The 25,280-nt window shown below is 72.3% G+C and carries 20 protein-coding genes; 8 read left to right on the top strand and 12 right to left on the bottom strand.

Annotation, left to right across the window (positions count from 1 at the left end):
• The first annotated feature begins 272 nt into the window (after positions 1 to 272).
• From BUE41_RS24265 to BUE41_RS32525, 3 genes are all read left to right on the top strand, one after another.
• Positions 273 to 1,346, top strand: a complete 1,074-nt coding sequence (locus BUE41_RS24265) for a glycosyltransferase family 2 protein (protein WP_159444961.1) — start codon at positions 273 to 275, stop codon at positions 1,344 to 1,346.
• Positions 1,343 to 2,464: a glycosyltransferase family 4 protein gene (locus BUE41_RS24260; protein WP_073459619.1), complete on the top strand. Its 1,122-nt coding sequence runs from the start codon at positions 1,343 to 1,345 to the stop codon at positions 2,462 to 2,464. Before BUE41_RS24265 ends, BUE41_RS24260 begins: the two co-directional genes overlap by 4 nt.
• 192 nt (positions 2,465 to 2,656) lie before the next feature.
• Positions 2,657 to 5,338 (top strand): oligosaccharide flippase family protein, encoded by a 2,682-nt coding sequence (locus BUE41_RS32525; RefSeq protein ID WP_073459618.1) that lies wholly within the window; start codon positions 2,657 to 2,659, stop codon positions 5,336 to 5,338.
• Between the two features lie 4 nt (positions 5,339 to 5,342).
• Here the strand turns inward: BUE41_RS32525 and BUE41_RS24250 are convergent, their stop codons facing one another.
• From BUE41_RS24250 to BUE41_RS24220, 7 genes are all read right to left on the bottom strand, one after another.
• Positions 5,343 to 6,164: a polysaccharide deacetylase family protein gene (locus tag BUE41_RS24250; RefSeq protein ID WP_200804088.1), complete on the bottom strand. Its 822-nt coding sequence runs from the start codon at positions 6,162 to 6,164 to the stop codon at positions 5,343 to 5,345.
• Between the two features lie 2 nt (positions 6,165 to 6,166).
• Positions 6,167 to 7,219: a glycosyltransferase family 2 protein gene (locus BUE41_RS24245; protein ID WP_073459617.1), complete on the bottom strand. Its 1,053-nt coding sequence runs from the start codon at positions 7,217 to 7,219 to the stop codon at positions 6,167 to 6,169.
• Between the two features lie 67 nt (positions 7,220 to 7,286).
• Complete coding sequence (locus tag BUE41_RS24240; protein WP_073459616.1) at positions 7,287 to 7,877, bottom strand: acyltransferase; 591 nt, start codon at positions 7,875 to 7,877, stop codon at positions 7,287 to 7,289.
• Positions 7,877 to 9,001, bottom strand: coding sequence for a DegT/DnrJ/EryC1/StrS family aminotransferase (locus BUE41_RS24235; RefSeq protein WP_073459615.1), 1,125 nt, complete (start codon positions 8,999 to 9,001; stop codon positions 7,877 to 7,879). Before BUE41_RS24235 ends, BUE41_RS24240 begins: the two co-directional genes overlap by 1 nt.
• Positions 8,998 to 10,161, bottom strand: a complete 1,164-nt coding sequence (locus BUE41_RS24230) for a DegT/DnrJ/EryC1/StrS family aminotransferase (RefSeq protein ID WP_234997539.1) — start codon at positions 10,159 to 10,161, stop codon at positions 8,998 to 9,000. Before BUE41_RS24230 ends, BUE41_RS24235 begins: the two co-directional genes overlap by 4 nt.
• Positions 10,158 to 11,150: an NAD-dependent epimerase/dehydratase family protein gene (locus BUE41_RS24225; RefSeq protein WP_073459614.1), complete on the bottom strand. Its 993-nt coding sequence runs from the start codon at positions 11,148 to 11,150 to the stop codon at positions 10,158 to 10,160. Before BUE41_RS24225 ends, BUE41_RS24230 begins: the two co-directional genes overlap by 4 nt.
• A gap of 1 nt (position 11,151) precedes the next feature.
• On the bottom strand, positions 11,152 to 12,189 hold the full coding sequence (locus tag BUE41_RS24220) for a Gfo/Idh/MocA family protein (RefSeq protein ID WP_234997537.1): 1,038 nt from the start codon (positions 12,187 to 12,189) through the stop codon (positions 11,152 to 11,154).
• A 739-nt stretch (positions 12,190 to 12,928) separates the two neighbouring features.
• Here BUE41_RS24220 and BUE41_RS24215 point away from each other — a divergent pair.
• The 4 genes from BUE41_RS24215 (at position 12,929) to BUE41_RS24200 (ending at position 18,804) form a co-directional block, all read left to right on the top strand.
• Entirely contained in the window at positions 12,929 to 14,716 is a 1,788-nt protein-coding gene (locus BUE41_RS24215; RefSeq protein ID WP_073459612.1) for a glycosyltransferase family 2 protein, read from the top strand.
• Positions 14,713 to 16,680 (top strand): radical copper oxidase GlxA, encoded by a 1,968-nt coding sequence (glxA, locus tag BUE41_RS24210; RefSeq protein ID WP_084755761.1) that lies wholly within the window; start codon positions 14,713 to 14,715, stop codon positions 16,678 to 16,680. Before BUE41_RS24215 ends, glxA begins: the two co-directional genes overlap by 4 nt.
• An 83-nt stretch (positions 16,681 to 16,763) precedes the next feature.
• Positions 16,764 to 17,786 carry a glycoside hydrolase family 6 protein gene (locus tag BUE41_RS24205; protein WP_073459611.1) on the top strand — a complete coding sequence of 341 codons (1,023 nt, stop codon included), beginning with the start codon at positions 16,764 to 16,766 and terminating at the stop codon, positions 17,784 to 17,786.
• 19 nt (positions 17,787 to 17,805) lie between these two features.
• Positions 17,806 to 18,804 (top strand): glycoside hydrolase family 6 protein, encoded by a 999-nt coding sequence (locus BUE41_RS24200; protein ID WP_200804087.1) that lies wholly within the window; start codon positions 17,806 to 17,808, stop codon positions 18,802 to 18,804.
• A gap of 474 nt (positions 18,805 to 19,278) precedes the next feature.
• On the opposite strand, the gene BUE41_RS24195 is transcribed toward BUE41_RS24200, so the two are convergent.
• Genes BUE41_RS24195 through BUE41_RS24175 form a run of 5 tightly spaced genes read right to left on the bottom strand, consistent with a single transcriptional unit; the run spans position 19,279 to position 23,971 of the window.
• Entirely contained in the window at positions 19,279 to 20,382 is a 1,104-nt protein-coding gene (locus tag BUE41_RS24195) for a DegT/DnrJ/EryC1/StrS family aminotransferase (RefSeq protein WP_073459610.1), read from the bottom strand.
• A 22-nt stretch (positions 20,383 to 20,404) separates the two neighbouring features.
• A complete protein-coding gene (locus tag BUE41_RS24190) occupies positions 20,405 to 21,433 on the bottom strand; it encodes an NAD-dependent epimerase/dehydratase family protein (protein WP_073459632.1) in 1,029 nt (342 codons plus the stop codon).
• Positions 21,434 to 21,465: 32 nt separating this feature from the next.
• On the bottom strand, positions 21,466 to 22,119 hold the full coding sequence (locus BUE41_RS24185; protein ID WP_073459609.1) for a PIG-L deacetylase family protein: 654 nt from the start codon (positions 22,117 to 22,119) through the stop codon (positions 21,466 to 21,468).
• A 10-nt stretch (positions 22,120 to 22,129) separates the two neighbouring features.
• A complete protein-coding gene (locus tag BUE41_RS24180; protein WP_073459608.1) occupies positions 22,130 to 23,383 on the bottom strand; it encodes a class I SAM-dependent methyltransferase in 1,254 nt (417 codons plus the stop codon).
• Between the two features lie 45 nt (positions 23,384 to 23,428).
• The gene (locus BUE41_RS24175) at positions 23,429 to 23,971 is read right to left on the bottom strand and encodes a dTDP-4-dehydrorhamnose 3,5-epimerase family protein (RefSeq protein WP_234997535.1); all 543 of its coding nucleotides are present in this window, start codon (positions 23,969 to 23,971) and stop codon (positions 23,429 to 23,431) included.
• 63 nt (positions 23,972 to 24,034) lie between these two features.
• On the opposite strand from BUE41_RS24175, the gene BUE41_RS24170 reads away from it, so the two are divergent.
• Positions 24,035 to 25,138 carry a methyltransferase domain-containing protein gene (locus BUE41_RS24170; protein WP_073459606.1) on the top strand — a complete coding sequence of 368 codons (1,104 nt, stop codon included), beginning with the start codon at positions 24,035 to 24,037 and terminating at the stop codon, positions 25,136 to 25,138.
• The last annotated feature ends 142 nt before the right edge of the window (positions 25,139 to 25,280 follow it).

Raw genomic sequence — 25,280 nt, 5'->3', positions numbered from 1 at the left:
CCTCAGACACACCCACCTCGCCCGGAGGCCCTCCCCTCGTTCAAGCCGACACGCCGTCGAGCACTGACAACAACGTCCTGAGTCACTACAGCTAGTCCGAACGTGCAGGTCAGCGATGTCCCGTCGGTGACGCGGGGTCGCAGCGGCCCGCCGGGACCGGCCCGGTACGGTCGGCTGCGACGAGTTCCGGCCCCACCGGTGCCCGTGCGCCCCGGTCCACCGGTTCGGCGCAACGGAGTGGCGGCCCCGGACGAACCGAGAAGGTGGAGCACGTGACCGACCCGAGCGACCCGAGCGGGGCCGCGCGCACCACGACGGAGGCGGACGCCGGCCCGGGCGTCGGCGAATCCGACCTGGTCACGGTCATCATGCCGGCCCGCGACGAGGAGAAGTTCATCGGCGCCGCGCTCGACGGCATCCAGGCGCAGGACTACCGCAACCTCCAGATCGTGGTGGTGGTCGACGGGGCGACCCGGGACCGCACCACCGAGGTCGTCGAGGAGCGCGCCGCCGCCGATCCGCGGATCGAGCTGCTGCACAACCCGCAGGGCGGGATCCCGCGCGCGCTGAACATCGCGCTCGCCGCCGCGCGGGGCCGCTGGCTCGTGCGCGTCGACGCGCACTCCACCGTCGGGACCGACTACGTCCGCAAGAACGTGAGTCGGTTGCAGGAGGGCCGCTGGGGCGGCGTCGGCGGGCGCAAGGACGGTCACGGAGTGACACCAGCCGGCCGGGCGATAGCCGCGGCCCTGGGTAGCCCGTTCGGGGTCGGTGGATCGGTCTACCACCACGGCGAGGTCGAGCAGGAGGTCGACCACGTCCCGTTCGGCGCCTACCCGGTGGCGCTGCTGCGCGAGCTGGGCGGCTGGGACGAGGACCTGGTCGCGAACGAGGACTACGAGTTCGACTACCGGCTGCGGATGGCCGGGCACAGGCTCCTCTTCGACCCGGACATCAAGATCCGCTGGCACTCCCGCCAGACCATCGGTGACCTCTACAAGCAGTACCGCCGCTACGGGCACGGCAAGGTCGCGGTCGCGCTGAAGCACCCGGCGTCGATGCGGCCCCGCCACGTGCTCGTGCCGGCGTTCCTCGCCTGGCTCGTGCTGGCCGGGCTGGTGGCCCTGCGCCGGCCGCGGATCGCGGCGGCGATGGTCGCCCCCTACGCCGCGGCGCTGACCGCTGCCTCGGTGAAGACCGGCCGCGATCTCCCGCGGGAGTCGCGGAAGTACGTGGCTCCCGCGTTCCTGGCGATGCACATCGGCTGGGGCGTCGGGTTCTGGGCCGGCGTGGCCGACGCGCTCCGCCGGGCCGTCAGCCGTTCCGACGATCGGAGGGCAGCGTGAGCGAGGGCAGCAGCCGGACCGGATCCTCGGCCGGCCGCAAGCTGAAGGTCCTGCTGGTCGGCAAGGCCGCACCGGACCGCGGTGGCATCCCGACCTTCCTGGAGATGCTCACCAGGGGCGAGCTGTCCCGGCTCGTCGACGTCGACCTGCTCAACGTCGCCCACACCGGCACGCCCGAGGGCGGCAAGTTCACCACCGGCAACATCAAGCGCACCCTGGCCGACGCCCGCGCCGTGCGCCGGCTGGCCAAGGGCCGCGACGTGGTGCACATCCACTCCGCCCTCGCCCCGACCGTCACGATCATCCGGGCCGGGCTGCTCGCCGCGGCCGCCCGCAGCGCCGGGGCGGCCGTCGTCGTGCACGCGCACGGCGGCGAGCTGCGCGCGTGGCTCAGGTCCGACCGGCGGCGCCGCTTCCTGCGGCTGGCCATGAAGCCGGTGGCGAAGGTCGTGGCCGTGTGGAGCGCCGGGCTGGCCATGCTGCGCGAGGTGTTCCCGGACGACCGGGTGGTGCTCGTCGACAACGGTGTGGAGCTCGACCGCTGGCACCCCGGCCCGCGCGACCACACCCCGCCGCGGATCCTCTACGTCGGCCTGCTCACCCCGCGCAAGGGCGTTCTCGACCTGGCCCAGGCGTCGAAGATCCTGCGCGACCGGGGGATCGCCCACGAGCTGCGCATGCTCGGCGGCACCCCGGACGAGGGCCCGGCCGCCGAGGCCGAGGTGCGGGCGAACCTGCCGGAGTGGGCCGATCTCCTCGGCCGCCGCGAGCCCGAGGACGTGCCCAGCGTCTACTCCGACGCCGACATCTTCTGCCTGCCGTCCTGGTGGGAGGCCCAGCCGCTGTCGATCCTCGAAGCGATGGGCTCGGGGCTGCCGGTCGTCGCCACCGACGTGGGCGACGTCGCCCGGCTGGTCGAGGACGGGCGCACCGGCTTCGTCGTGCCGCTGAAGGATCCGGAGCGGCTCGCCGATGCGCTGGAGAAGCTCCTCGTGGACGCCGACGCCCGTCGGGCGATGGGCGACGCGGGCCGCGAACGTGTCGAGAAGCACTTCTCGGCAGAGGTCACAGCGCGCAACCTCGCGACGATCTATCACGAGGTCACGACCCCGAAGTGAGGGTCGGCCGCCCCCGCTTTCGGGGGACCGTGGTCCTTCTCGAGTGACGATCCGGGGCTCCTCGCCGTTACCCTCGTGATCGGGGCGTCGCGCCGTTGGGGCTGCGGCGGGTGATGACGACCGAGGGGACCGTGTGACCAGCCGAACGCCGGTGCCTCGCCGCGCGCGGGCTGGCCGTGCCGGGAGGTTGTCATGACCTCGTCCGTCGACATCGAGAAGCGCCCGGACGGCAAACGGCCGGGTTGGCGCGAGCGCGCCCGGCTGTCCACGGAGCGGGCCGTCGGCCCGCCCGACATGGAGGGGCTGTCCAACACCCTCAAGCGCGGAGCGCTCTACTCCGCGGCGGCGATGGTGTTCGGGCAGGTCATCTCGTTCGTGCAGACGCTGGTGCTCGCGCACCTGCTGACGCCGACCGACCTGGGTCTGTTCGTCGCCGGCACGCTGCTGTCCGGCTTCCTGATCAGCGTCAGTGAAGGAGGCCTGCGCGGTGCGCTGATCCAGCGCGAGAACGACGTCGCGCGCGCAGCCGACACCGTCTTCTGGGCCACCGCCGGCACCGGCGTGCTGCTGGCGCTCGTCGCGGTCGGGACGGCCCCGATCGTCGGGATGATCGCCGACTTCGGCCCCGAGCTGACCGGCACGGTCGTCGCGATCGCCGCCGCCAACGCGGGCACGATGATCCTGCACGCCCTGACCAACGTGCCCGACGGCCTGATGCAGCGGCAGTTCAACTTCCGCCGCAGGCTGATCGTCGACCCGGCGCGGATGCTGGTGTTCGCGGTCGTCTCGATCACCTTCGCCGCCATGGGCTACGGCGCCTGGGCACAGGTGATCGGCAACTACGCGGCGATGTTCACCTGGGTGGTGCTGTCGTGGTGGTTCTCCGGCTGGTGGCCGGGGTTCGCCAAGCCCTCCTACAAGCTGTGGCGGGAGATGGCGAAGTTCGCCTTCCCGCTGCTGCTGGAGGGGATCGTCGACAAGATCCGCACCTCGGCGGAGTCGGCGCTGATCGCGCGCGGCCTGTCGGCCGATCCCCTCGGTAACTACCGCTACGGTCAGCGGCTCTCGCTCATCCCGGGCAACGCGGTCGTCCAGATCGGCTCCTACGTGCTGTTCCCGGCGTTCTCGCGGCTGGCGAGCGAGCCGGACCGGCTGCGCAACGCGTTCATCCGCGGCCTGCAGTGGGCCTGGATCGCGTCGGCGGCGGTCGCCGGGCTGGTCGTCGCCGTCGGCGAACCGGCCGTCGTGCTGCTGCTCGGCGAGAAGTGGCGGGGCGCGGGCATCGCGTTCGTCGCGCTCGCCGGGTACGGCCCGGGCATCGCGCTGCAGGCCGCGGGCAGCGAGGCGATCAAGGCGACCGGGCGCTCGCAGCTGCTGAACTGGACCACCGCGACGAGCATCGTCCTGGGGCTCGGTCTGCTGGTGGCGCTGATGCCGCCGTTCGGCCTGGTCGGTGTGGGCCTCGCGGCGAGCGCCACCGAGCTGGTGGTGGGCGTCGTGATCCTGGTGCTCACCTACAAGGTGATCCCGTACTCGATCCCGACGGTCGTGCGCGTGATCGTGCCGCCGTTGGTGATGGCGGCGATCGCCGGTGCGGTGACCGGCTACCTCGAGCACGTGATCATCAACGCCGACCAGATGAACCGCTTCCTCGGCATCCTGGTCCTGGTCGGCGAGTCGCTGCTGTTCCTGGTGATCTTCCTCGCCGGCATGGCGGCGGTGGAGCCGAAGCTGGCCCGCCGCGCGGTCAAGGCGATCAAGGCGAAGCTGCTGCGCCGCGGTGGCGAGGACGAGGAGGACGAGGACGACGGCGTCGAGCGGCCGGACCCGCTGCTCGACCCGCCGACGATGCTCATCCCGGTCTTCACCGCCGACGAGACCATGGAGTTCGGCCGCCGCCAGATCCGCGACTGGGGGTCGCCGACCGCCCAGACGATGGTCCTGCCGCTCATCCGGCCCCAGCTGCAGAAGCAGCGCCAGCAGCCCCAGCAGGCCCGGCTCGCCGAGGCGGACGTGGCCGTGGACCGGGCCGAGGACGCCATCCAGGCCGGCGAGCGCATCCCCGTCGGGTCACTGGACGCGCTGGAGGGGCCGACCGAGGCGGCGCTGCCCGCCCGCAACAACGGCCCCGCAGGGCACCCGCATGCTGGGCCGCCGTTGCCGCCTGGGCGGCCCCAGCGGCCGGTCCCCGCTCCGCCCGCTCCTGGCCGGCACGGCCCCGTGCGCCCGGCCGGGCCGCCGCGGGGCGGCGTGCCCGGTTCGCCGCCCAGCCCGCCGTACGGCACCGCGCGCCCGCCGGCCCCGGTGGGGGGTTCGCGGGTGCCGCGGCAGGCGCCGCCGAACGGCGGGCGCGGCCCGCGTCCGCCGACACCGCCGCGCGACCGGCCCACAGGGCGGCCGCCGGTGGCCTCGCCGGGAGGCGCGGCTCCGTATCCGCAGCAGCCTCCCCAGCAGGGTCCGCCGCAGCGGCCGGTGCCGCCGCCCCAGGGGCCGCCGGGCGCTCCCCGGCGGCAGATGCCGCCTCCGCCGCCGCGGCGGCAGGGACCGCCCCCGCCGGGGCCGCAGCAGGCCGCTCGGGGACCGCAGCAGCAGGCTGGGCAGCCGCCGCGGCGGCATCGCTACATCGACGACAGCGGACCGCTGCCGGGCGCGCCGTCGCCGGTGCCGCGCCGGCGGCTGGATGAGCCGCGCCCGGCGCAGCACCGTGCTGGTCGGCAGAGCACTGATCGGCCGACTGCTGATCGGCAGAGTGCTGGTCAGCAGAGTGCTGGTCAGCAGAGCGCTGAGGGGGGTGTCGACTCGGCCGGCCCGACGCCGGAGACGCCGGTGCCGACCGCCGACCGCCGCGGGCAGCACCCCGAGGGGCGGCCCTGACGGGTCACTCCTTGAACCACTCTTCCCAGCGGTCGAAGGCCCCGGCCAGCGCCGCCCGGAAGATGCGGTCGTCGTCGAACTTCGTGACGAAGGTGCGCGCGACCGTACCGGGGGCGCGGCGCTCGACCGACTGCGCGTAGATGGTGTCGTAGCCGGCCTCGATCGCCGCGGACTGGGCCTCGACCGGCCAGTTGCCGGACTGGCCGAACGGGATGGCGAACTCGGTGGTCTCGATGCCGAGTCGGTCACGCAGCGCCCGGCGGGACTGCTCGATCTCCTCGACGATCTCGCGCGGGCCGAGCCGGGCGAAGTTGGGGTGGGTGACCGAGTGGCTGGCGATCGTGACGCCGTCCGACGCGAGCTGGTCGATCTCCTTCCAGGTCAGGAAGTCGTCGTGGCCCTTGCGGCCGTCGGCGAAGCCGCTGACGACGAACGCGGTCCACGGGATGTCCAGATCGCGCAGCAGCGGTGCGACGGTGGTGAGGATCGAGCGGAACCCGTCGTCGAAGGTCAGCGCGAGCCGCATGTCCCCAGGGACGGGCACGGCCTGGTTCTGGTCGGCGAGTTCCCGTGCGGGCACGAACGTGTAGCCGGCCTCCTTCGCGGCGGCCAGCTGGGCCTCGATCCGCTTGAGGGAGACGTCGTTCACACCCATCTTGGGCATGCCGACGGTGTGGTAGCAGAGGATTCGGCTGGTCGGCACCCGCTTCTTCGTGGTGCGCGCGATGAACTGGCGCTCGGTGAACGCGCGCGCCTGCGCCACCCTGTCCCAGGCGGCCTCGATCCGCCACTGCGCGGACTTGCGTGCCCGTTCGACCAGACCCACCGTCAGACTCCTTCGTTGATCAACCGTTCGTCCAGGCGGCGCTGCCGCAGCCGCCGGCCGACCGCGGTGAACACGAGCGGCGAGAAGAAGGGTGCCACCCGGGGTCCCATGGCCTTGCGCAGCTGCAGTGTGCGCCATTCGGGCAGGCGCCGGGCGTCGGCGTAGATCTGCAGCGCGAACTCCTCCAGCGCCTGCGTGGCCCGGATGGTGCCGTTGCCGTGGTCGTAGGCCCGTCCGACGCGCAGCAGCGCCTCCTTGGCCAGCCTGCGGCGGTACATCTGGTCCAGCTCGGGGCCGTCGGGCAGCAGGTCGCCGTGGTTGGTGAGGATCTCCTCGTACGTCAGCGCCCGCATCTGCAGGTCCTTGAGCCCCATGTCGGTGTCGTAGTAGTCGCTCGACATGTTGGACTCGTGCACCCGGTACAGACCCTGGTCGGCGCCGGAGATGAACCCGACGTCGCCGTGCAGCGCGAGCTTGAGCCACATCTCCAGGTCGGAGGTGTGCAGCATCTTCGGGTTGTAGCCGCCCACCTTCTGCTGCAGCTCGGTGCGCACCACCACGGTCGGGGAGAAGACCGGGTTGGCGGCGGCGTCGAAGCGGCCCTTCAGCCACGAGTGGCCGTCGTAGATGATCGGTCGCCACGCGCCCTGCCGCAGGTGCGGGCGAGGCTTGGTCACGTCCCACCGGCGCGCGTGGCCGTAGCAGAACGCCACGTCGGGGTGGGCGTCCATGAGGTCGACGGCGCGGCGCAGCGCACCGTCGTTCAGCTCGTCGTCGGCCGAGATCAGCAGGGTGAGCGGGGCCTCGGCCCAGTCGAGCACACCCTCGTTGAACGTCGCGATGTGGCGCATGTTCGTGGTGTGCTCGCGGGCCTCGATGCGCGGATCGGCCGCGGCCAGCTCGCGGGCGACGTCGGCGCTCCCGTCACCGGAGGCGTCGTCGATGATCAGGACGCGGACGTCGACACCGGTCTGGGACAGGATGCTGCGGACGCAGTGGGGGAGCAGATGGCCGTAGCGGTAGCAGGGAACGACGACGTCGACGGCTGATGTCACGGCGGAGAACCTCCGGGCTCGGGGGACAGCCGGGGGAGCAACGCTGATCTCGGGAGCGCCCGGGAGTCTACGGCGAGTGCGGTCGCAGTCGCCCGGTGGTGTCGTCCACGACGTACGCCTCGTCGCAGCCTGTACACCGCCAGATGGACGAATCGTCCGATTCGTCCTGTGTGAGCCGAGCGCCGCAGCGGCCGACCCAGCCCTTGTGCACCGCAGGGTTGCCCGCGACGAACGAGTGCGGCAGGACGTCGCGGGTGATGACCGAACCCGCCGCTGCGAACGCGTACTCGCCGATCTCCGTGCCGCACACCACCACGGTGCCCGCCCCGAGCGACGCCCCCCGGCGCACGTAGGTGGGCACCACGTCCTCGGGCCCGAACGGGGTGCCCGACCGCGGTCGCAGGTCGTTGGTGAACAGCACGTTCGGGCCGAGGAACACGTCGTCCTCGCAGGTCACCCCGCGCCAGACGAGCGTGGCGTTCTTCACGGTGACGCGGTCCCCCAGCACCGCGCCGTCCTCGATGAACGCACAGTCGCAGATGTTGCAGTCCCGGCCGACGACCGCCCCGGGCAGCACGTGCGCGAACGCCCACACCCGCGTGCCGTCGCCGACCTGGTCGGACTCGCAGAGCCCCTGCGGATGAACCTTGATCGCCATCAGGAGACTGCCGCCGTCAGCACGTCGACCACCCGCTGCTGCTGCTCCTCGGTGATCTCGGCGTAGATCGGCAGCGACAGGATCTCGTCGGCCAGCTGCTCCGCGACGGGGAAACTGCCGCGGCCCTCGCCGAGCCCGCCGAACGCCTCGGTGAGGTGGACCGGCACGGGGTAGTGGATGCCGGCGCCGATCTTTGCCTCGTGCAGCTTCGCCAGCACCTCGTCGCGGTTCGGTACGCGCACCACGTACAGGTGCCACACGTGCTCGTTGCCCGCCGCCACCGTCGGTGTGACGACCCTCTCCACGCCTTTCAGCAAGGTCGTGTACCGCTCGGCGGCCACGCGGCGGGCGGCGTTCCAGCCGGCGAGCCGCTTCAGCTTCGCCGAGAGCACCACGGCCTGCAGGGTGTCGAGGCGGGAGTTGAACCCGAGCACGGTGTGCTCGTACTTGCGCGGCGAGCCGTGGTCGCGGATGAGCCGCACCCGCGCGGCGAGGTCGGCGGAGTCGGTGATGACCGCGCCCGCGTCGCCGTAGGCGCCGAGGTTCTTGCCCGGGTAGAAGCTGGTGGCGGCGATGTCGCCGAGCACGCCGCAGGCCACGCCGTTGCGGGTGGCGCCTTGGCTCTGCGCCGCGTCCTCCAGGATCGGCAGGCCCTCGGGGCGCACCGACTCGATCGCGGCGCGGATCTTCTCCACCTCGGCGGACTGGCCGTACAGGTGCACCGGCACGACGACCTTGGTGCGGTCGGTGATGGCGGCGGCGACCTTGTCCGGGTCCATGAGCGCGGTGTCCGGCGTGCAGTCGACCAGCACCGGGGTCGCGCCCGTGCGGGCCACGGCCTCCGCGGTGGCGATGAACGTGTTCGCCGGGATGATCGCCTCGTCGCCCTGGCCGACGCCGAGGGCGCGCAGCGCCAGCTCGATCGCGTCGGTGCCGTTGCCCACGCCGATCACGTGCCCCGCGCCGAGGAACTGCGCGTACTCCTGCTCGAACGCGCCCACCGCCGGCCCGTTGATGAACGCGGTGCGCGCGAGCACCTGCTCCCAGCCCGCCGCCACCTCGTCCTGGATCTGGTCGCGCTGGGCACCCAGGTCGACCAGCGGGATGGGGGTGGGCTCGGTCATGAGGTCACTCCGGACGGGACGCGCACCGCGGCTGCGAAGGCGTCGACGACGCGGTGCTGGTCGGCTTCGGTCAGCTCGTGGTGCAGCGGCAGGATCACCGTGCGCCGCGTGAGGTGCTCGGTGACCGGGAGCGGGATGTGCGGGTGCCCCTCGTACGCCGGCTCCAGGTGCGCGGCCATGATCCCGCGGCGCCCGGAGATCCCGGCCTCGGCCATCGACTGCAGCACCTGCACGGCGGGCGGGGCGTCCTCGGGCAGCTCCACCCAGTACGACTGGAAGTTCGAGGTGCCGAACTCCGGGTCGCGCACCGGGCGCGCCCCCAGCGGGCTGAGCAGCTCGTCGTAGCGGGCGGCCAGCTCGCGGCGGTGGGCGACCATCCCGGGCAGCCGCTGCAGCTGCACCAGGCCCATCGCCGCCTGCATGTCCGTCATCCGGTAGTTGAAGGCGGTCTCGAGGTACTGCTCGAGCTTCACGCCGCCGGACGCGTGCCGCTCGGCGGCAGAGATCGACATGCCGTGCTCGCGCAGCCGGCGCAGCCGCGCAGCCCACTCCGGGTCGTCGGTGGTGACCATGCCGCCCTCGCCGGTGGTGACGAGCTTGCGCGGATGGAACGACCACGCCGCGAGCAGCGCGCCGGTGCCGACCGGGGCCCCGTGCAGCGTGGAACCGGCGGCGCAGGCGGCGTCCTCCAGCACCGGGATGTCCCCGGCCACCTCGCGCAGGGCCGGGATGTCGGCCGGTTGGCCGCCCTGGTGGACGGCGAGCACCGCCTTCGTGCGTTCGGTGATCACCGAGGCCACCGACTCGGGATCGAGGTTGCCGTTCGACGCCAGTACATCGGCGAACACCGGGGTGGCGCCGACGTAGCGCACGCAGTTGGCCGTCGCGATGAACGAGAACGACGGCACCACGACCTCGTCGCCGGGTCCGATGCCGAGCAGGTGCAGCATCAGGTGCAGCCCGGTCGTGCAGTTGCTGACCGCCACCCCCTCGGCGGCGCCGACGGCGGCGGCGAACGCCTTCTCGAACTCCGCGACCCGCGGGCCCTGCGCCACCCAGCCGGACTTGACGACCTCGGCGACCGCCGCGGCCTCCTCCTCGCCCAGCAGGGGCTTCATCACGGGGATCACCGGCAGGGCCGCCTGCCCGTCGCCGGTCACAGCTTCGTCCCCGCCGCGGTCTCGGCCATCCACCACTCCACGAGGCCCTTCAGCCCGGTCTTGAGGTCGATCTGCGGTCGCCAGCCGAGCTTGTCGGCGGCGTGGGAGATGTCGGCCAGGCGCCGGGTGACGCCGTTGACCGCGCGGGCCGGGCCGTGCTCCGGCTCGAGGTCGGAGCCCATGGCCTTGAGCAGGTCGTTGGCCAGCTCCAACAGGCTGGTCTCGGTGCCGCTGGCGATGTTGAACACGTCGTCGGTGACGTCGGCCTGCGCGGCGAGGATGTTCGCCCGGGCGATGTCGTGGACGTGGACGAAGTCCATCGTCTGCGTCCCGTCGCCGAAGATCACCGGCGGCTGGCCCTTCGCGATGCGCTCCATCCAGCGGATCAGCACCTCGGTGTAGACGCCGTAGGTGTCCATCCGCGGGCCGTAGACGTTGAAGTAGCGCAGCGCCACGTAGTCGAGGTCGCGCATCGCCTTGAAGCTGCGCAGCATGCCCTCGTTGAACGCCTTCGCGGCCCCGTAGAACGTGTCGTTGTTGTACGGGTGGTGGCGCTCGTTGGTCGGGAACTCCTCGGCCAGCCCGTACACCGATGCCGACGACGACGCGATCACCTTGCCGACCCCGGCGTCCGCGGCGGCCTCGATGACGTTGAACGTGCCGTCGACCAGCGACTCCAGTGCCAGCCGCGGGTCCTCCGCGCACTGGGTGATGCGCAGCGCGGCCAGGTGGAACACCACGTCCTGGCCGACGGAGAGCTTGCGCACCAGATCGACGTCGGCGATGTCGCCCTCGACGAGGGTCACCCGGTCCCCGCCCGCGGCGAAGGCGTCGGCGAGGTTCTCCCGGCGGCCGCGCACCAGGTTGTCCAGCACCGTGATCTGCGCGGCGCCCGCGGCGACCAGCTGGTCGACCACGGCCGACCCGATCGTGCCGGCGCCGCCGGTGACCAGGATCCGCTGGCCCTTGATCGGCTGAGCGGTACTCATCTCACTTGCCTCCGTGGGGTCGCTCCACCTGGCGGATCGGGACGAACGCCCCGCCGCTGGCGAGGCTCTGCGACGCCGCCTCCAGCGCGGCGAGCACCTGCAGCCCGGACCAGCCGTCGGTGAGCGGGGCGCGCTTCTCGTTGATCGAGGCCACGAACTCGGCCATCACGCCGCGCAGCGCCTCGTTGTTGGGCATCGCGGGGGCCACCATGTCGCCCTTGCGGTAGGCGACGATCGTGGCGGCCCGGTCGTCGGAGTCGAGGCTCGCGGCGCTGATCTCGGCACCGGAGTCGTAGACCGACAGCTTCTGGGTGACCGACAGGTCGTCCCACACCACCATGCGCTCGGACCCGCCGACGATCATGTTGCGGATCTTGGTGGGGGACAGCCAGTTGACGTGCACGTGCGCGAGCACGCCGTTCGACAGCTTGAGGGTGAGGTAGGCGACGCAGGCGTGGCCTGCGCCGACCGGGTCGGAGCCCTGGGCGGCGACCTCCACCGGCCGCAGGTCTTCGGGGAGGATGTTCTCGAAGATCGACAGGTCGTGCGGGGCCAGGTCCCACAGCACGTCGACGTCGCTCTGGATCAGCCCGAGGTTGATCCGCACCGAGTCGATGTACTGCAGCTCGCCCAGCTCACCACCGCGGATCATCTCGCGCAGCTTCGCGACCGCGTTCGTGTAGCAGAACGTGTGGTCGACCATCAGGACCAGGCCGAGCCGGTCGGCGGTCTCGGCGAGCGTGAGGCCCTCCTCGAACGTCGGCGCGATCGGCTTCTCGACCAGCACGTGCTTGCCGGCCTCCAGCGCCGCCATCGCGACGGCGAAGTGGGTGGCCGCCGGGGTCGCGATCGCGACCGCGTCGACGGCGGGATCGGCGAGCACCTCGTCGACGGAGGTCGCGACCTTCACCGTGGAGTACTCGCCGAGCACCCGGCGGGCACGCTCGCCGTCGAGGTCGCAGAGGTACTCGACGCGCATCTCCGGCGTGGCCTGCGCGTTGCGGATCAGGTTCGGCCCCCAGTACCCCGCGCCGATCACGGCGACACCGAGTCGCGGAGGCGTGGATCCCGTGGTTTCCGAGGTCGATTCCGAGCTCGCGGCGGTCACGCGGTGGTCCTCTCGGCAGGTGATTCGGGTGCCGGGGTCGCCGTCGGCACGATCGACGTCGTCGACCCTGCCGGCGCTCGGCCCCTCGGGCCGTCCGGCCGCCCCCCACTATCGCACTCGGCGGATTCCCGGCTGCAGGGCGTCGTCGCCGAACGTGCTTCCGGCGCGGCTGAACGGGTGATCCCTGCCGGGATGCCGCGTTCGGGTGGTCCACCGTCACCTCGCCCGCGGTCGCGCGGTTGTCCCGGTTGTGGGGACGCGGATGCGTGTGTGCTGTGCGCGGTCGGGGGACGACCGCGCTGCTCGCGTCCGCGCTCACCGCGCTTGCGCATCTCTCGTGTCGTGTCCACTGCCGCCCCCGTGCTCGAAGCCGCCTCGGCGACGCGCTCGATCGTGGGGGCAACCTCCGCCGGGCCCACCGCGTCTTCACCTACGAACACACGACGTGCTGGGCCACCGCGGTGCCGCCGTGGGGGACGGCGGCACCGCCGGTCCGGCATCTGTGCGTTACGGCACACCTCGCCGTGGCGCACGTAACAGGCTCGGGGGCGTGGTCGATCAGTCGGTGACCGACTGTTCGACGACGCAGGCGCGATCTCCCGCCCGTCGCGGGGGCTGAGCGAACCCGGCCGCCACCGCAGACACGAGGGACACGGGGGACAGACCGCTGATGGCCACGATCACGCCGGACCGGATCCGGGAGTTCGCCACCCTGGCCGGCCCGGTGACCGAGCCGCCGCCGGGCGAGTACCGGGTGGCCTATCAGCGGGTCGGCGGCCAGAGCAGGGGTCGTGTCCTGCGGACCCTGGTCGTGGTGCTGCTCAACGTGGCGCTGGAGATCGGCTTCGTGGTCTTCCTGCTGGCGCCCGCCCACCACCCCGAGTACGACGAGTACCGCCCGTGGGTCAACGTCGCGAACATCTTCGTGCTCTGCTCGGTGGCGCTGGTCGAGGGCCTGCGCCTGGTCAACGTCATCTCCCTGTCCCTCGCGACGCTGCTCGCCCGCGACCCGATCCCGGTGCGCCCCGACCCCCGCATGCGCGTGGCGTTCCTCACCACCATCGTGCCCGGCAAGGAGCCGGTCGAGATGGTGCGCAAGACGCTGCACGCGGCGCGCCGCATCCGCTACCCGGGGAAGCTGGACGTCTGGCTGCTCGACGAGGGCAACGACCCCGTGGTGAAAGCCATGTGCGCCGAGGAGGGCGTGCGGCACTTCTCCCGCAAGGGGATCCCCGAGTACAACACCAAGAAGGGTGCCTTCAAGGCGAAGACCAAGCACGGCAACTACAACGCCTGGCTGGACCGCCACGGGCACCGCTACGACGTCTTCATGTCGGTCGACCCCGACCACGTCCCCGTGCCGGAGTACGCCGAGCGGATGCTGGGCTACTTCCGCGACCCGGATGTCGCCTTCGTGGTCGGCCCGCAGTGCTACGCCAACGACGAGCGCTTCGTCACCCGGGCCGCGGAGTCGCAGCAGTTCCCGTTCCACTCGGTCATCCAGCGGGCGGCCAACGCCTACGGCGCGCCGATGCTGGTCGGCACCAACAACGCGGTGCGCATCGAGGCGCTCGGCTGCGTCGGCGGCCTCATCGACTCGATCACCGAGGACATGGCGACGGGCCTGGCGATCCACTCGCGGCGCAACCCGTCCACCGGCGGCCGCTGGCGCTCGGTGTACACGCCCGACGTCGTCGCGGTCGGCGAGGGCCCGTCGTCGTGGAACGACTACTTCAGCCAGCAGCTGCGCTGGTGCCGGGGCACGTTCGAGCTGCTCATCGGCCCGTTCTGGCGGCGGCTGCACCGGCTGGGCAAGTTCCGGCCGCTGCACTACATGCTCATCGCGGCCTTCTACCCGTCGATGGCGGTGGGTTGGCTGCTCGGCTGCGTCAACGCGGTGATCTACCTGACGCTCGGCGCGACCGGCATCAGCGTGCCGCCCCAGCTGTGGCTCGCGCTCTACGTCGACGCCACGCTCTTCCAGCTCTGGGTGTACGTGCGCAACCGGCGCTACAACGTCAGCCCGTTCGAGGAGGCCGGCTCGCCCGGCCTGCGCGGGATGATCATGTCGATCCTGACGTCGCCGATCTACGCGGCCGGCCTGCTCGCGACGCTGCTGCGCCGGCCCGCGAAGTTCGTCGTCACGCCGAAGGCGGTGGCGTCGTCGACCGACACCCTCTGGACCTTCTGGCGGCACCTGATGTGGGCCGCCGTCATCGGGGGCTCCATCACCGCCGCGTTCGTGCTGGGCTACGCGAACTTCAACGTGCTGATGTGGCCGGTGCTGGCGCTGATCATCACCCTCACCCCGATGCTGCTCGCCTGGCTCGACAAGCCGGAGCCCGCCTCCTCCGAGGCCCGGTCCGCGGCGCAGTCCGCTCAGCGCCCGGAGCTCCCGCCCGAGCTGGCCTACGAACTCGATTCTGAACGGACCGTCAAGATCAGGGCTGTGGCATGAGGAACGTCATCCGGAGCTTCGTCCGGTTGGTCAACAAGTTCCGGAAGCCGATCGTCGTCGTCGCGCTTCCGGCGGTGCTGCTGGCGGTGAACGTGCCGCCCGCGATCTCCTTCGTGGAGCAGATCCAGCACCAGTGGCTGATCGACAGCCCCGAGTACAAGGCGCAGTACGGCCGCTGGGACGTCATCGAGCTGCCGGAGGACGTGCAGGTCAACGCCATCCACGCGGCGATGCTGCCGACCGGCAAGCTGCTGATCATCGCCGGCTCGGGCAACGAGCAGAAGATGTTCGACGCCGGCACCTTCCGCACGCTCGTCTACGACCCGGTGAGCGGGCAGTCGAAGCTCGTGCCCACCCCGGCCGACATGTTCTGCGCCGGGCACGCGTTCCTGCAGGACGGCAAGCTGCTGGTCGCCGGCGGCACCCAGCGCTACGAGGTGCTCGAACCGGCGGTGAAGTTCGCCGGCGGCGCGATGCGGGTCAAGAACGAGGACCCGGACAAGGCCCACGAGTTCCCCAAGGGCACCGAGTTCGTCTCGCCCGACGGGCGGAGGTACAAGGCCACCCACGACTTCGAGCTGCCGCCCGCCGAGAAGGTGCCGGTGAACCCGCGCCGGCCCAACGGCCCGGTCAACGTGGTCGCCAGCGAGGTCACCGTCTTCGTCGAGTCGGAGGTCGAGGGGCCCGCCGGCGTCACCGAGGTCCCGGCGCAGTACTCCGTCACCGGGCTGACCGGCCTCGACGTCAACAACGTCTACGGCCTGGCGGAGAAGCTCACCCTGGACAAGCAGGACTTCCAGGGCATCGCCGACAGCTTCGAGTTCGACCCGTGGAAAGAGGAGTACGTCCGGGTCGGCGACATGCAGTACAAGCGCTGGTACCCCTCGCTCGTCGGGCTGCCCGACGGGCAGATCCTGTCGGTGTCCGGCCTGGACGGCGTCGGGCAGATCCTGACCGGCCAGAACGAGGTCTACGACCCGGAGACCAAGACCTGGACCGAGCGCAAGGACCTGGAGCAGTACTTCCCGACCTACCCCGCGCTGTTCCAGACGGCGAAGAAGGACGTGCTGTTCTACTCGGGCGCGAACGCCGGCTACGGCCCGGCCGACCAGGGTCGCGAGCCCGGCTTCTGGGACCTGAAGAAGAACACCTTCACGCCCGTGTCCGGGCTGCGCGATCCCGATCTGCTGGAGACCGCGGGCTCGGCCTTCGCCGGCCCGGTGCAGGACCAGAAGGTGATCGTCGTCGGCGGCGGCGGGATCGGTGAGTCGCCGCGCTCGACCGCGCGCATCGACGTGATCGACCTGAAGGAGCCGAAGCCGCGCTACACGCCCGGCCCGGAGCTGCCGGCGCCGACGCGCTACCCGAACGTCGTGCAGCTGCCCGACGACACGGTGCTGATCTCCAACGGCTCCCGCGACTACCGCGCCAAGGGCGCCAGCTGGAACTACACGGCGAGCATCTACCACCCGGACACGAACACGCTCACGCCCGCGGCGGACCCCAGCGTCGGCCGCGACTACCACGCGGAGGGCATCCTGCTGCCCACCGGCCAGGTCATGACCCTCGGTGGCCAGGCGCTGTTCCGGGACAAGGACAACACCAAGCCGGCGCAGTTCGAGAAGCGGCTGGAGATCTTCACCCCCGCGTACCTCTTCCGCGGGGAGCGGCCGACCATCGCCGATGCGCCGTCGACGGTGGGGCTCGGGGAGACCATGACGGTCGCCACCCCGGACGCGGACCGGATCGCGAAGGCGCGGCTGATCAAGCCCGGTGCGTCGACCCACGTCACCGACCTCGAGCAGCGCTCGGTGGCGCTCGACATCGAGAAGAACTCGGACGGCACCCTGGAGCTGACGGTGCCGAAGGAGGACACGATCGCGCTGCCGGGCTTCTACATGCTGTTCCTGGTCGACGACCAGGGGGTGCCGTCCGTGGCGAAGTGGGTGCAGGTCACGCGATGACGCACCCCGGCCGGGCCGGTGGTGGGGGGCTCGTGACGGACCACCGGCCCAGCCGCCGGTTGCCTCTGGAAGACTCGCGCGACGTGCGGACCCGTCGCCCCCAGGCCCTGCTCTACGGCGCGGTGGCCGGTGCGCTCGTCGTCGCGCTGGTCGCGGCCCTGTTCGCGGTCGTCAACACCGGCGACGCGGACGGGCCGCGGCCCGGCAAGCCGCTGCCGTCCCCGACCGGGCTGTTCGTCGACCCCACGGCGCCGGCCGCTCTGCAGGCGCAGGAGTGGCAGGAGCAGGGGCGCACAGAGGACGCCCGCCGGATGGGCGCGATCGCCGCGCAGCCGGTGCCGCTGTGGGCCACCGCGCCGACCGCGCAGGTCGCCGCGCAGGTCACCGCGTACGTGCAGAAGGCGAAGGCGGCCGGGCAGCGGCCGTACCTGGTCGCGTACCACATCCCGAACCGCGACTGCCAGAGCTTCTCCGCGGGCGGTGCGGAGGACACGCAGGACTACGCGAAGTGGGTGCGCGAGCTCGCCGGTGCGCTGGCGGGCACCGACGCGCTCGTCGTGGTGGAGCCCGACGCCGTGCCGCACGAGGTGTCCGGGTGCGCTGGACGGGCGAACGAGCGGCACGGGATGCTCACCGACGCCGTCGAGGTGCTCAAGGGCGCCGGTGCCACCGTGTACCTGGACGCCGGCAACCCCGGGTTCATCACCGACATCGGGGCGCTGGCCGACGCGCTGCGCCGTAGCGGAATCGATCAAGCAGACGGCTTCAGCCTGAATGTCGCGAACTTCTACCCGACCGACGAGAACGTCGCGTACGGCCGGAAGCTCTCCGACGCGCTCGGCGGGAAGCACTTCGTGATCGACACCAGCCGCAACGGCAACCGCCGGCCCGCCACCACGGGCGACATCGACGGTGGCCCGTCGTGGTGCAACCCGCCCGGCCGGGCGATCGGCCAGGCGCCCACCTTCGACACCGGCGAGGACCGCGTCGACGCCTACCTGTGGATCAAGCGTCCCGGGGAGTCCGACGGGTCCTGCCGGCCCGGCGAGCCGCCCGCCGGTCAGTGGATGCCCGACTACGCACTCGGCCTCGTCTCCAAGGTCTGAAACTCCAAGGTCTGAACAAGTGAGTCCCGCACCGCGCTGGAACACCCTGATCCGTGCCGTCCTCGCCGTCGGCGCCGCCGCGCTCGTGGCCGCCGGCTGCTCGTCCCCCCCGATCCCGGTCCCGCTCCCGGTGGGCGGCCAGCACGACCTGTTCGTCGACCCTGACACGCCCGCCGCCGCGCAGATCGAGCAGTGGCGGGCGCAGGGCCGCACCGCCGACGCCGAGCAGCTGCGCAAGATCGCCGAGCAGCCGATGCCGGAGTGGCTCACCACGCCCACGTGGGAGGTCGAGGAGCAGGCCCGCACCTACGTCGAGAAGGCGAAGGCCGCTGGCAAGCGGCCGTTCCTCGTCACGTACCACATCCCCGGCCGCGACTGCGACAGCTACTCCGGCGGCGGCGCCGCCGACGCGGCCGACTACCGGGAGTGGACCGACGAGGTCGCCGGCGCCGTCCGCGGGACGAACGCGCTGATCATCGTGGAGCCCGACGCCGTCCCGCAGACCATCGCGTGCGGCAAGGGTGAGGAGCGGCTCGACCTCATCGCCGACTCGATCGCCGAGCTCAAGGCCGCCGGCGCCACCGTGTACCTGGACGCCGGCAACCCCGGCTTCATCCACGACACCGGCCAGCTCGTCTACGCCCTCAAGCGCGCCGGCATCGAGGACGCCGACGGGTTCAGCCTGAACGTCTCGAACTTCCTCGAGACCGAGGAGAACATCGAGTTCGGCAAGGAGCTGTCCGCGGCCCTCGGCGGCAAGCACTTCGTGATCGACACGGGTCGCAACGGCAACGGCGGTGTCGACGGCGACGTCGACGGCGGCCCCGGTTGGTGCAACCCGCCCGGCCGAGCCCTCGGCACCCCGCCCACGTTCGACACCGGCGAACCGCTCGTGGACGCCTTCCTGTGGGTCAAGCGAGTGGGGGAGAGCGACGGCGACTGCCGCCCCGGCGAACCGCGGGCCGGCCAGTGGTGGCCGGAGTACGCCCTGGAGCTCGCGCGCAACGCGAAGGACTGAGCGGGCCGGGCGCGGGCCGGCGCCGGCGAGTCCTGCGTTCGATGCGGCGAGTCGCGCGCACGGTCCCACGAGCACCGCGTTCGGGCCGGAGTCGTGCGTGCCGCGCGGCGAGTCGTGCGCGCAGGGATGTGCGGACCTCACGCTGTCCGCGGGCCGTGATCGGGTCGAGGTGCCGGTCGCCGCGGTCGGGACAGCGGCAACCCGCACCTGAACGTGATCGCGGCAGGCCGAAGGCGGAAGTCGGCTGCCGCGACGGCGAGCCCGCCGGCTCGAACGTGCAACTCGCCCGACGGAACATGCGCCTCGCCCGACCGGGCGTGCAACTCGCCCGGCCGAGCGCGCGACTCGCGGGGACCGTTCGCGAGACTCGCCGCACCGGGCGCGGGACTCGCGGCACCAAACGCGCGACTCGCCCGGCCCGAACGCGGGACTCGCCGGACGGAACGCGCGACTCGCGGTTCCTCCCGCCGGCCGTCAGCCCCCGACGAGCTCCACCAGCTTCCCCGCGACGAGATCGACGTCCTCGTCCGACAACCCCGGGTGCAGCGGCAGGGTCAACTCGCGCGCCGCGAACTCCTCCGTCCGCGGCAACCGCCCCGCCGCCTCCCGGTACGCCGTGAACCGGTGCACCGCCGGGTAGTGCACGCTCGACTGGATCCCCGCCGCCCGCAGCTCCTGCATCACCGCGGTCCGGTCGGTCCCCGCGGGCAGCACGACCGCCATGAGGTGCGCCGTGGTGGGGTGATCGGCCGGGAACGGGACGCGCACCGCAGTCCCGTCGAGCGCGGCCCGGTACCGCGCCGTCAGCGCGCGCCGGCGCGCGTTCCACTCCGGCAGCCGCGCGAGCTGCACCAGCCCCAGCGCACCGCGCAGCTCGTCCATGCGGAAGTTGTGCCCCGGCTCGACGACGTCGTAGCCGACGGCGCGGCCCCGGTCGCGGTCGAGGGTGCTCGCCGTCATGCCGTGCGAGCGCAGCAGACGCACGCGGGCCCGCCGCTCCTCGTCGGCGACCAGGACCATCCCGCCCTCGGCGGTGGTCATGTTCTTGTTGGTGAAGAAGCTGAACGCCGCCGCGGCCGAGTGCCGACCGACCGGGTACTCGGCGCCCGCGCAGTGGGCGGCGTCCTCGATGAGGATCAGCCCGTGGGTGTCGGCGAACTCCTGCCAGGCCGGCAGGTCCATCGCGTAGCCGCCGTAGTGCATGACGACGACGGCCCGCGTGCGCTCGGTGAGCCGGGCCTTCGCGTCGGCGAGGTCGAGGTGCGGGCGGTCGAGGCCGGCGATGTCCACGAACACCGGGGTCGCGCCGGCGTGCACCACGGTGCTGGCGGTCGCCACGAACGTCATCGACGGCACCAGCACCTCGTCGCCGGGGCCGATGTCGTGGGCGGCCAGCGCGAGCTGGAGGGCGGCCGTCGCCGACGACACCGCCACCGCGTCCGCGGCGCCGTGCAGCCGCGCGAAGTCCTCCTCGAACCGGCGGACCCGCTCGCCCATCGTGAGCCAGCCGGAGTCGATGACCTCGCGGAGCGCCTGCTTCTCCGGCTCGCCGAGGACGGGGGCACCGAGTTCGATCACGTCGTCACCGTACGGGCCGAGCTCACCGCCCCACGACGCGCATCCGCTCGTCCAGCTCCCCGGCCGCCTGGCGGGCCTGGAGGACGGCGAGCCGGGTGAAGCGCTGGTCGAAGTCGTGCTGCGTGAGCCCGCGGTTGCGGAACTCCTCGGCCAGCTGCGCCGCCCCGTCGGGGATGGACCAGGTCGCCTCGAAACCGAGCTCGGTGCGGGCGCGGGTGAAGTCGACGCGGTAGGAGCGTGGATCGTTGCCGGTCTCGCCGGTGATCTCCAGGACGGAGCCGGGGACCGCATCCACGACGGCCTGCGCGATCTCGGCGACCGTGCGGTTGTTGCGCTCGCTGCCGACGTTGAACGCGCGGGCCCGCACGACGTCGGCCGGCGCGGCGAGCGCGGCGACGACGGCGCGGGCGATGTCCTCGGCGTGCGCGAGCGGGCGCCACGGCGTCCCGTCGGAGAGCACCGTGACCTTCCCGGTCAGGATCGCCCGCCCGACGAGGTTGTTGAGCACGATGTCGGCGCGCAGCCTCGGGGAGAACCCGAACGCGGTGGCGTTGCGCATCGCGACCGGCACGAAGTCGGTGTCGGCGAGCGCGACGAGGTCGTCCTCGACCCGCACCTTCGACACCGCGTACGGCGTGACCGGCTTGAGCGGGGCGTCCTCGTCGACCAGGTCGTCGCCGGGTTGCGCGCCGTACACCGAGCAGGTCGAGGCGTAGACGAACCGCCGCACCCCGGCCTCCTTCGCCAGCCGGGCCAGCCGGGTCGATGCGTGGTGGTTGATGTCGTAGGTGATCTGCGGGGCGAGCGAGCCCAGCGGGTCGTTCGACAGCGCCGCCATGTGCACCACGGCGTCGAAGCCCGCGAGGTCCGCCACGGTCACGTCGCGCAGGTCCTTGGCCAGCCCGGGCACGTCCGCGACGTCGAGCCCGCCGAGGACGCAGTCGGCGAACAGCCCGCTGTCCAGGCCGGTGACGTCGTGCCCGGCGGCGGTGAGGATCGGCGCCATGACGGTGCCGAGGTAGCCCTGGTGCCCGGTGAGGAGGACCCGCATGCCCGCGCCGCCCGGTCGCTGCTCCGCCATCGTCACTCCTCGGGACCCGACACCGACAGCACCGCCTTCTGCACGTGGAACCCCTCCGCGTAGCGGCTGTGGCACTGCACGCCGCGCACCCGGGCCAGCGCGGTGAACGTCTCGGCGTCGAACCACGGCTTGGTGGTCTGCGACTCGTAGCAGGCGTGCAGGACGTCGATCTTCTCCCGCAGCACGGTCGCCGGGATCGGCACGAACGCGTCGGGCTGGGCGAGGTCGCCGTCCCACTTGAGGATCTCGTAGCCGAGCGCGAGGTGGGCGCGGAACGCAGTCGGGACCAGCTCGGCGAGCGTGCGGTGGTCCTGGTGGGCATCGTGCACCGCCGGGCACAGCACGAGGTCCGGCTCGGTCCGCTTGCGCAGTGCCTCGACGGCGGACTTGGCCGCGCCCCAGTGCTCGGGCAGCCGCCCGTCGGGCAGGTCGAGCACGGTGACGTCGAGGTCCGCGCCGGGGCAGAGCGCCTCGAGCGCCGCCAGCTCCTCCTCCTCCCGCACCGTGCCGCCCCCGGTCAGGACGAGCGCGGTCACGGAGAGCCCCGGGTGGGCGCGGCAGATCTCGAGCACGGTGCCGCCGGCACCGATCGCGATGTCGTCGCAGTGGGCGCCGAGCAGCACGAGCTGCTCGACGCGCCGCGGCAGCAGGGACACGGTCGGCTCCTCAGCGGACGATCTCGAGCCGGGGGATCGGGAACACCAGCGCGCCGCCCCACTCCCGCACGTAGGCGAGCTGCTCGGTCAGCTCCTCGCGCAGGTTCCAGGGCAGCACGAGCACGTAGGCGGGGCGGTCCTTCGCGATCCGGTCGGGTTCGTGGATGGGGATCCGCGTGCCCGGGGTGAACCGGCCGTGCTTGTACGGGTTGCGGTCCACGGTGTAGGTGAGCAGGTCGGGCCGCACTCCGCAGTAGTTGAGCAGCGTGTTGCCCTTCCCCGGCGCCCCGTAGCCGACGACGGTGGCGCCCGCGCGGCGCGCGTCGATGAGGAACTCGACGAGATCGTCGCGGATCGCCGACACCGACGCGGCGAACCCGTCGTGCCCGTCGACGGTGTGCAGCCCGGCGGCCTTCTCCGCGGCGAGCACCTCGGCGACCCGCGGGCCGGGCGGACCGGCGACCGCGTCCGGGCGCGCCCACAGCCGGATCGAGCCGCCGTGGGTGTCGAGCAGCTCCACGTCGACGACGGTCAGCCCGCCCGTCGCCAGCGCCCGCTGCGCGGTCAGCACCGTGTAGTACTGGAAGTGCTCGTGGTAGACCGTGTCGAACTGGTTGCGCTGCACCAGCGTGAGCAGGTGCTGCACCTCGATCGACACCCACCCGTCGTCGGCGACCAGCGCGCGCAGCCCCTTCGTGAACCCGAGGACGTCCGGGATGTGCGCGTAGACGTTGTTGAGGCAGACCAGGTCGGCCGGGCCGTGCTCGGCCCGCACCCGGGCGCCTGTCTCGGCGCCGAGGAACGCCGTGAGCGTCGGCACCCCCTTCTCCCGCGCGGCCGCGCCCACGTTGACCGACGGCTCGATGCCCAGGCAGGGGATCCCGCGCGCCACGACGTGCTGCAGCAGGTACCCGTCGTTGCTGGCCACCTCGACCACGAACGAGTCGGGGCCCAGCCCGAGCCGCTCGGCCGCGTCGTCGACGAACCGGTGCGCGTGCTCGACCCACGAGGTCGAGTACGACGAGAAGTACGCGTACTCGGTGAAGGTCTCGTCGGGATCGATCAGCGGTGGCAGCTGCACCAGCAGGCACCGCTCGCACACGCGCACGTGCAACGGGTAGGTGACCTCCGGCAGGTCCAGCGCGTCCGCGGTGAGGAACAGCTCGCACGGCGGGGTGGCGCCGAGGTCGAGGAACGTCCGCAGGTGCTGCGATCCGCAGAGGCGGCAGGTCGGCTCCCCGCGGGGAGCGGCCGCGCCCGTCATCGGGATGACCTCATGCCGCACGACTCGCTGCGGGCCCGCCCGCCGTTAGCGGCCCGCCTCCGTACTCAGCTCCGTACTCAGCTCGGCGAGCAGCTCCCGCCAGGAGCCGGCCGCGCGGTCCCGCTCGCTCATCGCGGTGACCGGGAGCGGCCACTCGATCGCCAGGTCGGGATCGTCGTAGCGCACCGCGATGTCCTCGCCGGGCGCGTGCGGCCGGTCGATGCGGTAGCAGACGTCGGCCGACTCGGTGAGCGCCTGGAAGCCGTGCAGCAGCCCGGGCGGGACGTACAGGGTGGTGAACTCCTCGTCGTCGAGCCGGATCGCCAGTGATCGCCCGAACGTCGGCGACGAGGGCCTGGCGTCGACCAGCACGTCCAGCACCGCGCCGCGCGCGCAGCGGACGAGCTTGGCCTCGCCGCGGCCGCGCCGCCCGTGCAGCCCGCGCACGGTGCCCTTGCGCGACCGCGACTGGCTGTCCTGGACGAACGCGTCCGGGGCCAGGCCGTGCTCGGCGGCGATCGCGGCGTCGAACGTGCGGGTGAACACTCCCCGGTCGTCGCGGTGCGGCGTGGGGCGAAACGTGAGCACTCCGGCCAGCGACTCCTCGCGTACATGCACGGTGGAGGGCTCGGCAGGCGGAGGGCTTTCGTTATGGGCGCATGCCGGTACTGCAGGTCGGAGCGCGGCGAGCTGGTGCTCGACCTCGGTGACCAACCGGCTTGCGAGTACTTCCCGCCGCTCGACGATCCCGGTCCGGACCCGGTCGCCCCGCTGCGGCTGTGGTTGTGCGCGGACTGCGGGCTCGCCCAGCTCGCCGACGACGCCGACCTGCCGGACCAGCCGGCGGGCGTCGAACCGCGGGCGCTGGCCGAGCAGCGCCGTGACGCCGTCCGGGCCGTGGTCGCCGCCGGACTGCTGCCGTCGCGGGGTCGGGTGGTGGAGGGCCCGACCCCGCACGGTGGCTCCTGGCTGCCGCTGCTGGCCGAGCACGGCCTCGACGCGGCGGGCGACGGACCGGCGGACGTGGTCGTCGACGGCTCGTTCGGGCTCATGCACGCCACCGACCAGGCTGCGGCGCTCGACGGGCTGCTCACCCACCTCGCCCCGGACGGGCTGGTGCTCTTCCAGTGGCACACGCTCGCCGCCATCTTGCGCGAAGGTCAGTGGAACGCGGTGCGCCACGGCCACTACGCGTACTACTCCGCGCCCGTCGTACAGCGGATGCTCGCCGATCGCGGGCTGGGGATCGTCTCCGCCTGGACGTTCCCGCTCTACGGCGGCACGGTCCTGGTCGCGGCCCGCCGCGGCGGCCGTCCGGATGCGTCGGTCGGTGAGGTGATCACGGTCGAACTGGCGGCGGGCGTCCGCGATCCCCAGGCGCTGCGCGGGCTGCAGCGGGCCATGGACGCTGCCACGTCCGCCCTGCGGCAGCTGCTCGACTCCGCCGCGGCGGCCGGCGAGCGGGTCCACGGCTACAGCGCCGCGTCCCGCGCAGTCGCTCTCCTGAACTCGACCCGAACGGACCACGATCGGTTGCTCTCCGTGGCCGATCTGTCACCGGCCAAGCAGGGGTGCCGGATGCCCGGAACGCGGGTGCCGATCGTGTCCCCCGACCGGCTCGTCGCCGCCTCCCCGGACACCGTGCTGGTCTTCGTCTCCGAGCTCATCGCCGAGGTTCGCGAGGCGTATCCGCAGATCGAGGCCGCGGGCGGCCGATGGGCCGACGCGGGTACCGGAGCCGTCGCGACCGCATGACTCCGAACGGGTCTGTGTGATCGAGGTAACGCCCCCCGTGCTCACGTCGAGTAGCAATCGCGCGCCACAGCGGGGAGCGGCGTCGCGGACACCTCCTCTGCGATGCGAGGGACACGTGAGTTCAGACACCGGGTTGAGCCGT

This window comes from Pseudonocardia thermophila (genome assembly GCF_900142365.1).
GTDB classification, from domain to species: Bacteria; Actinomycetota; Actinomycetes; order Mycobacteriales; family Pseudonocardiaceae; genus Pseudonocardia; species Pseudonocardia thermophila.
This window is presented reverse-complemented; position numbering and strand designations above follow the sequence as displayed.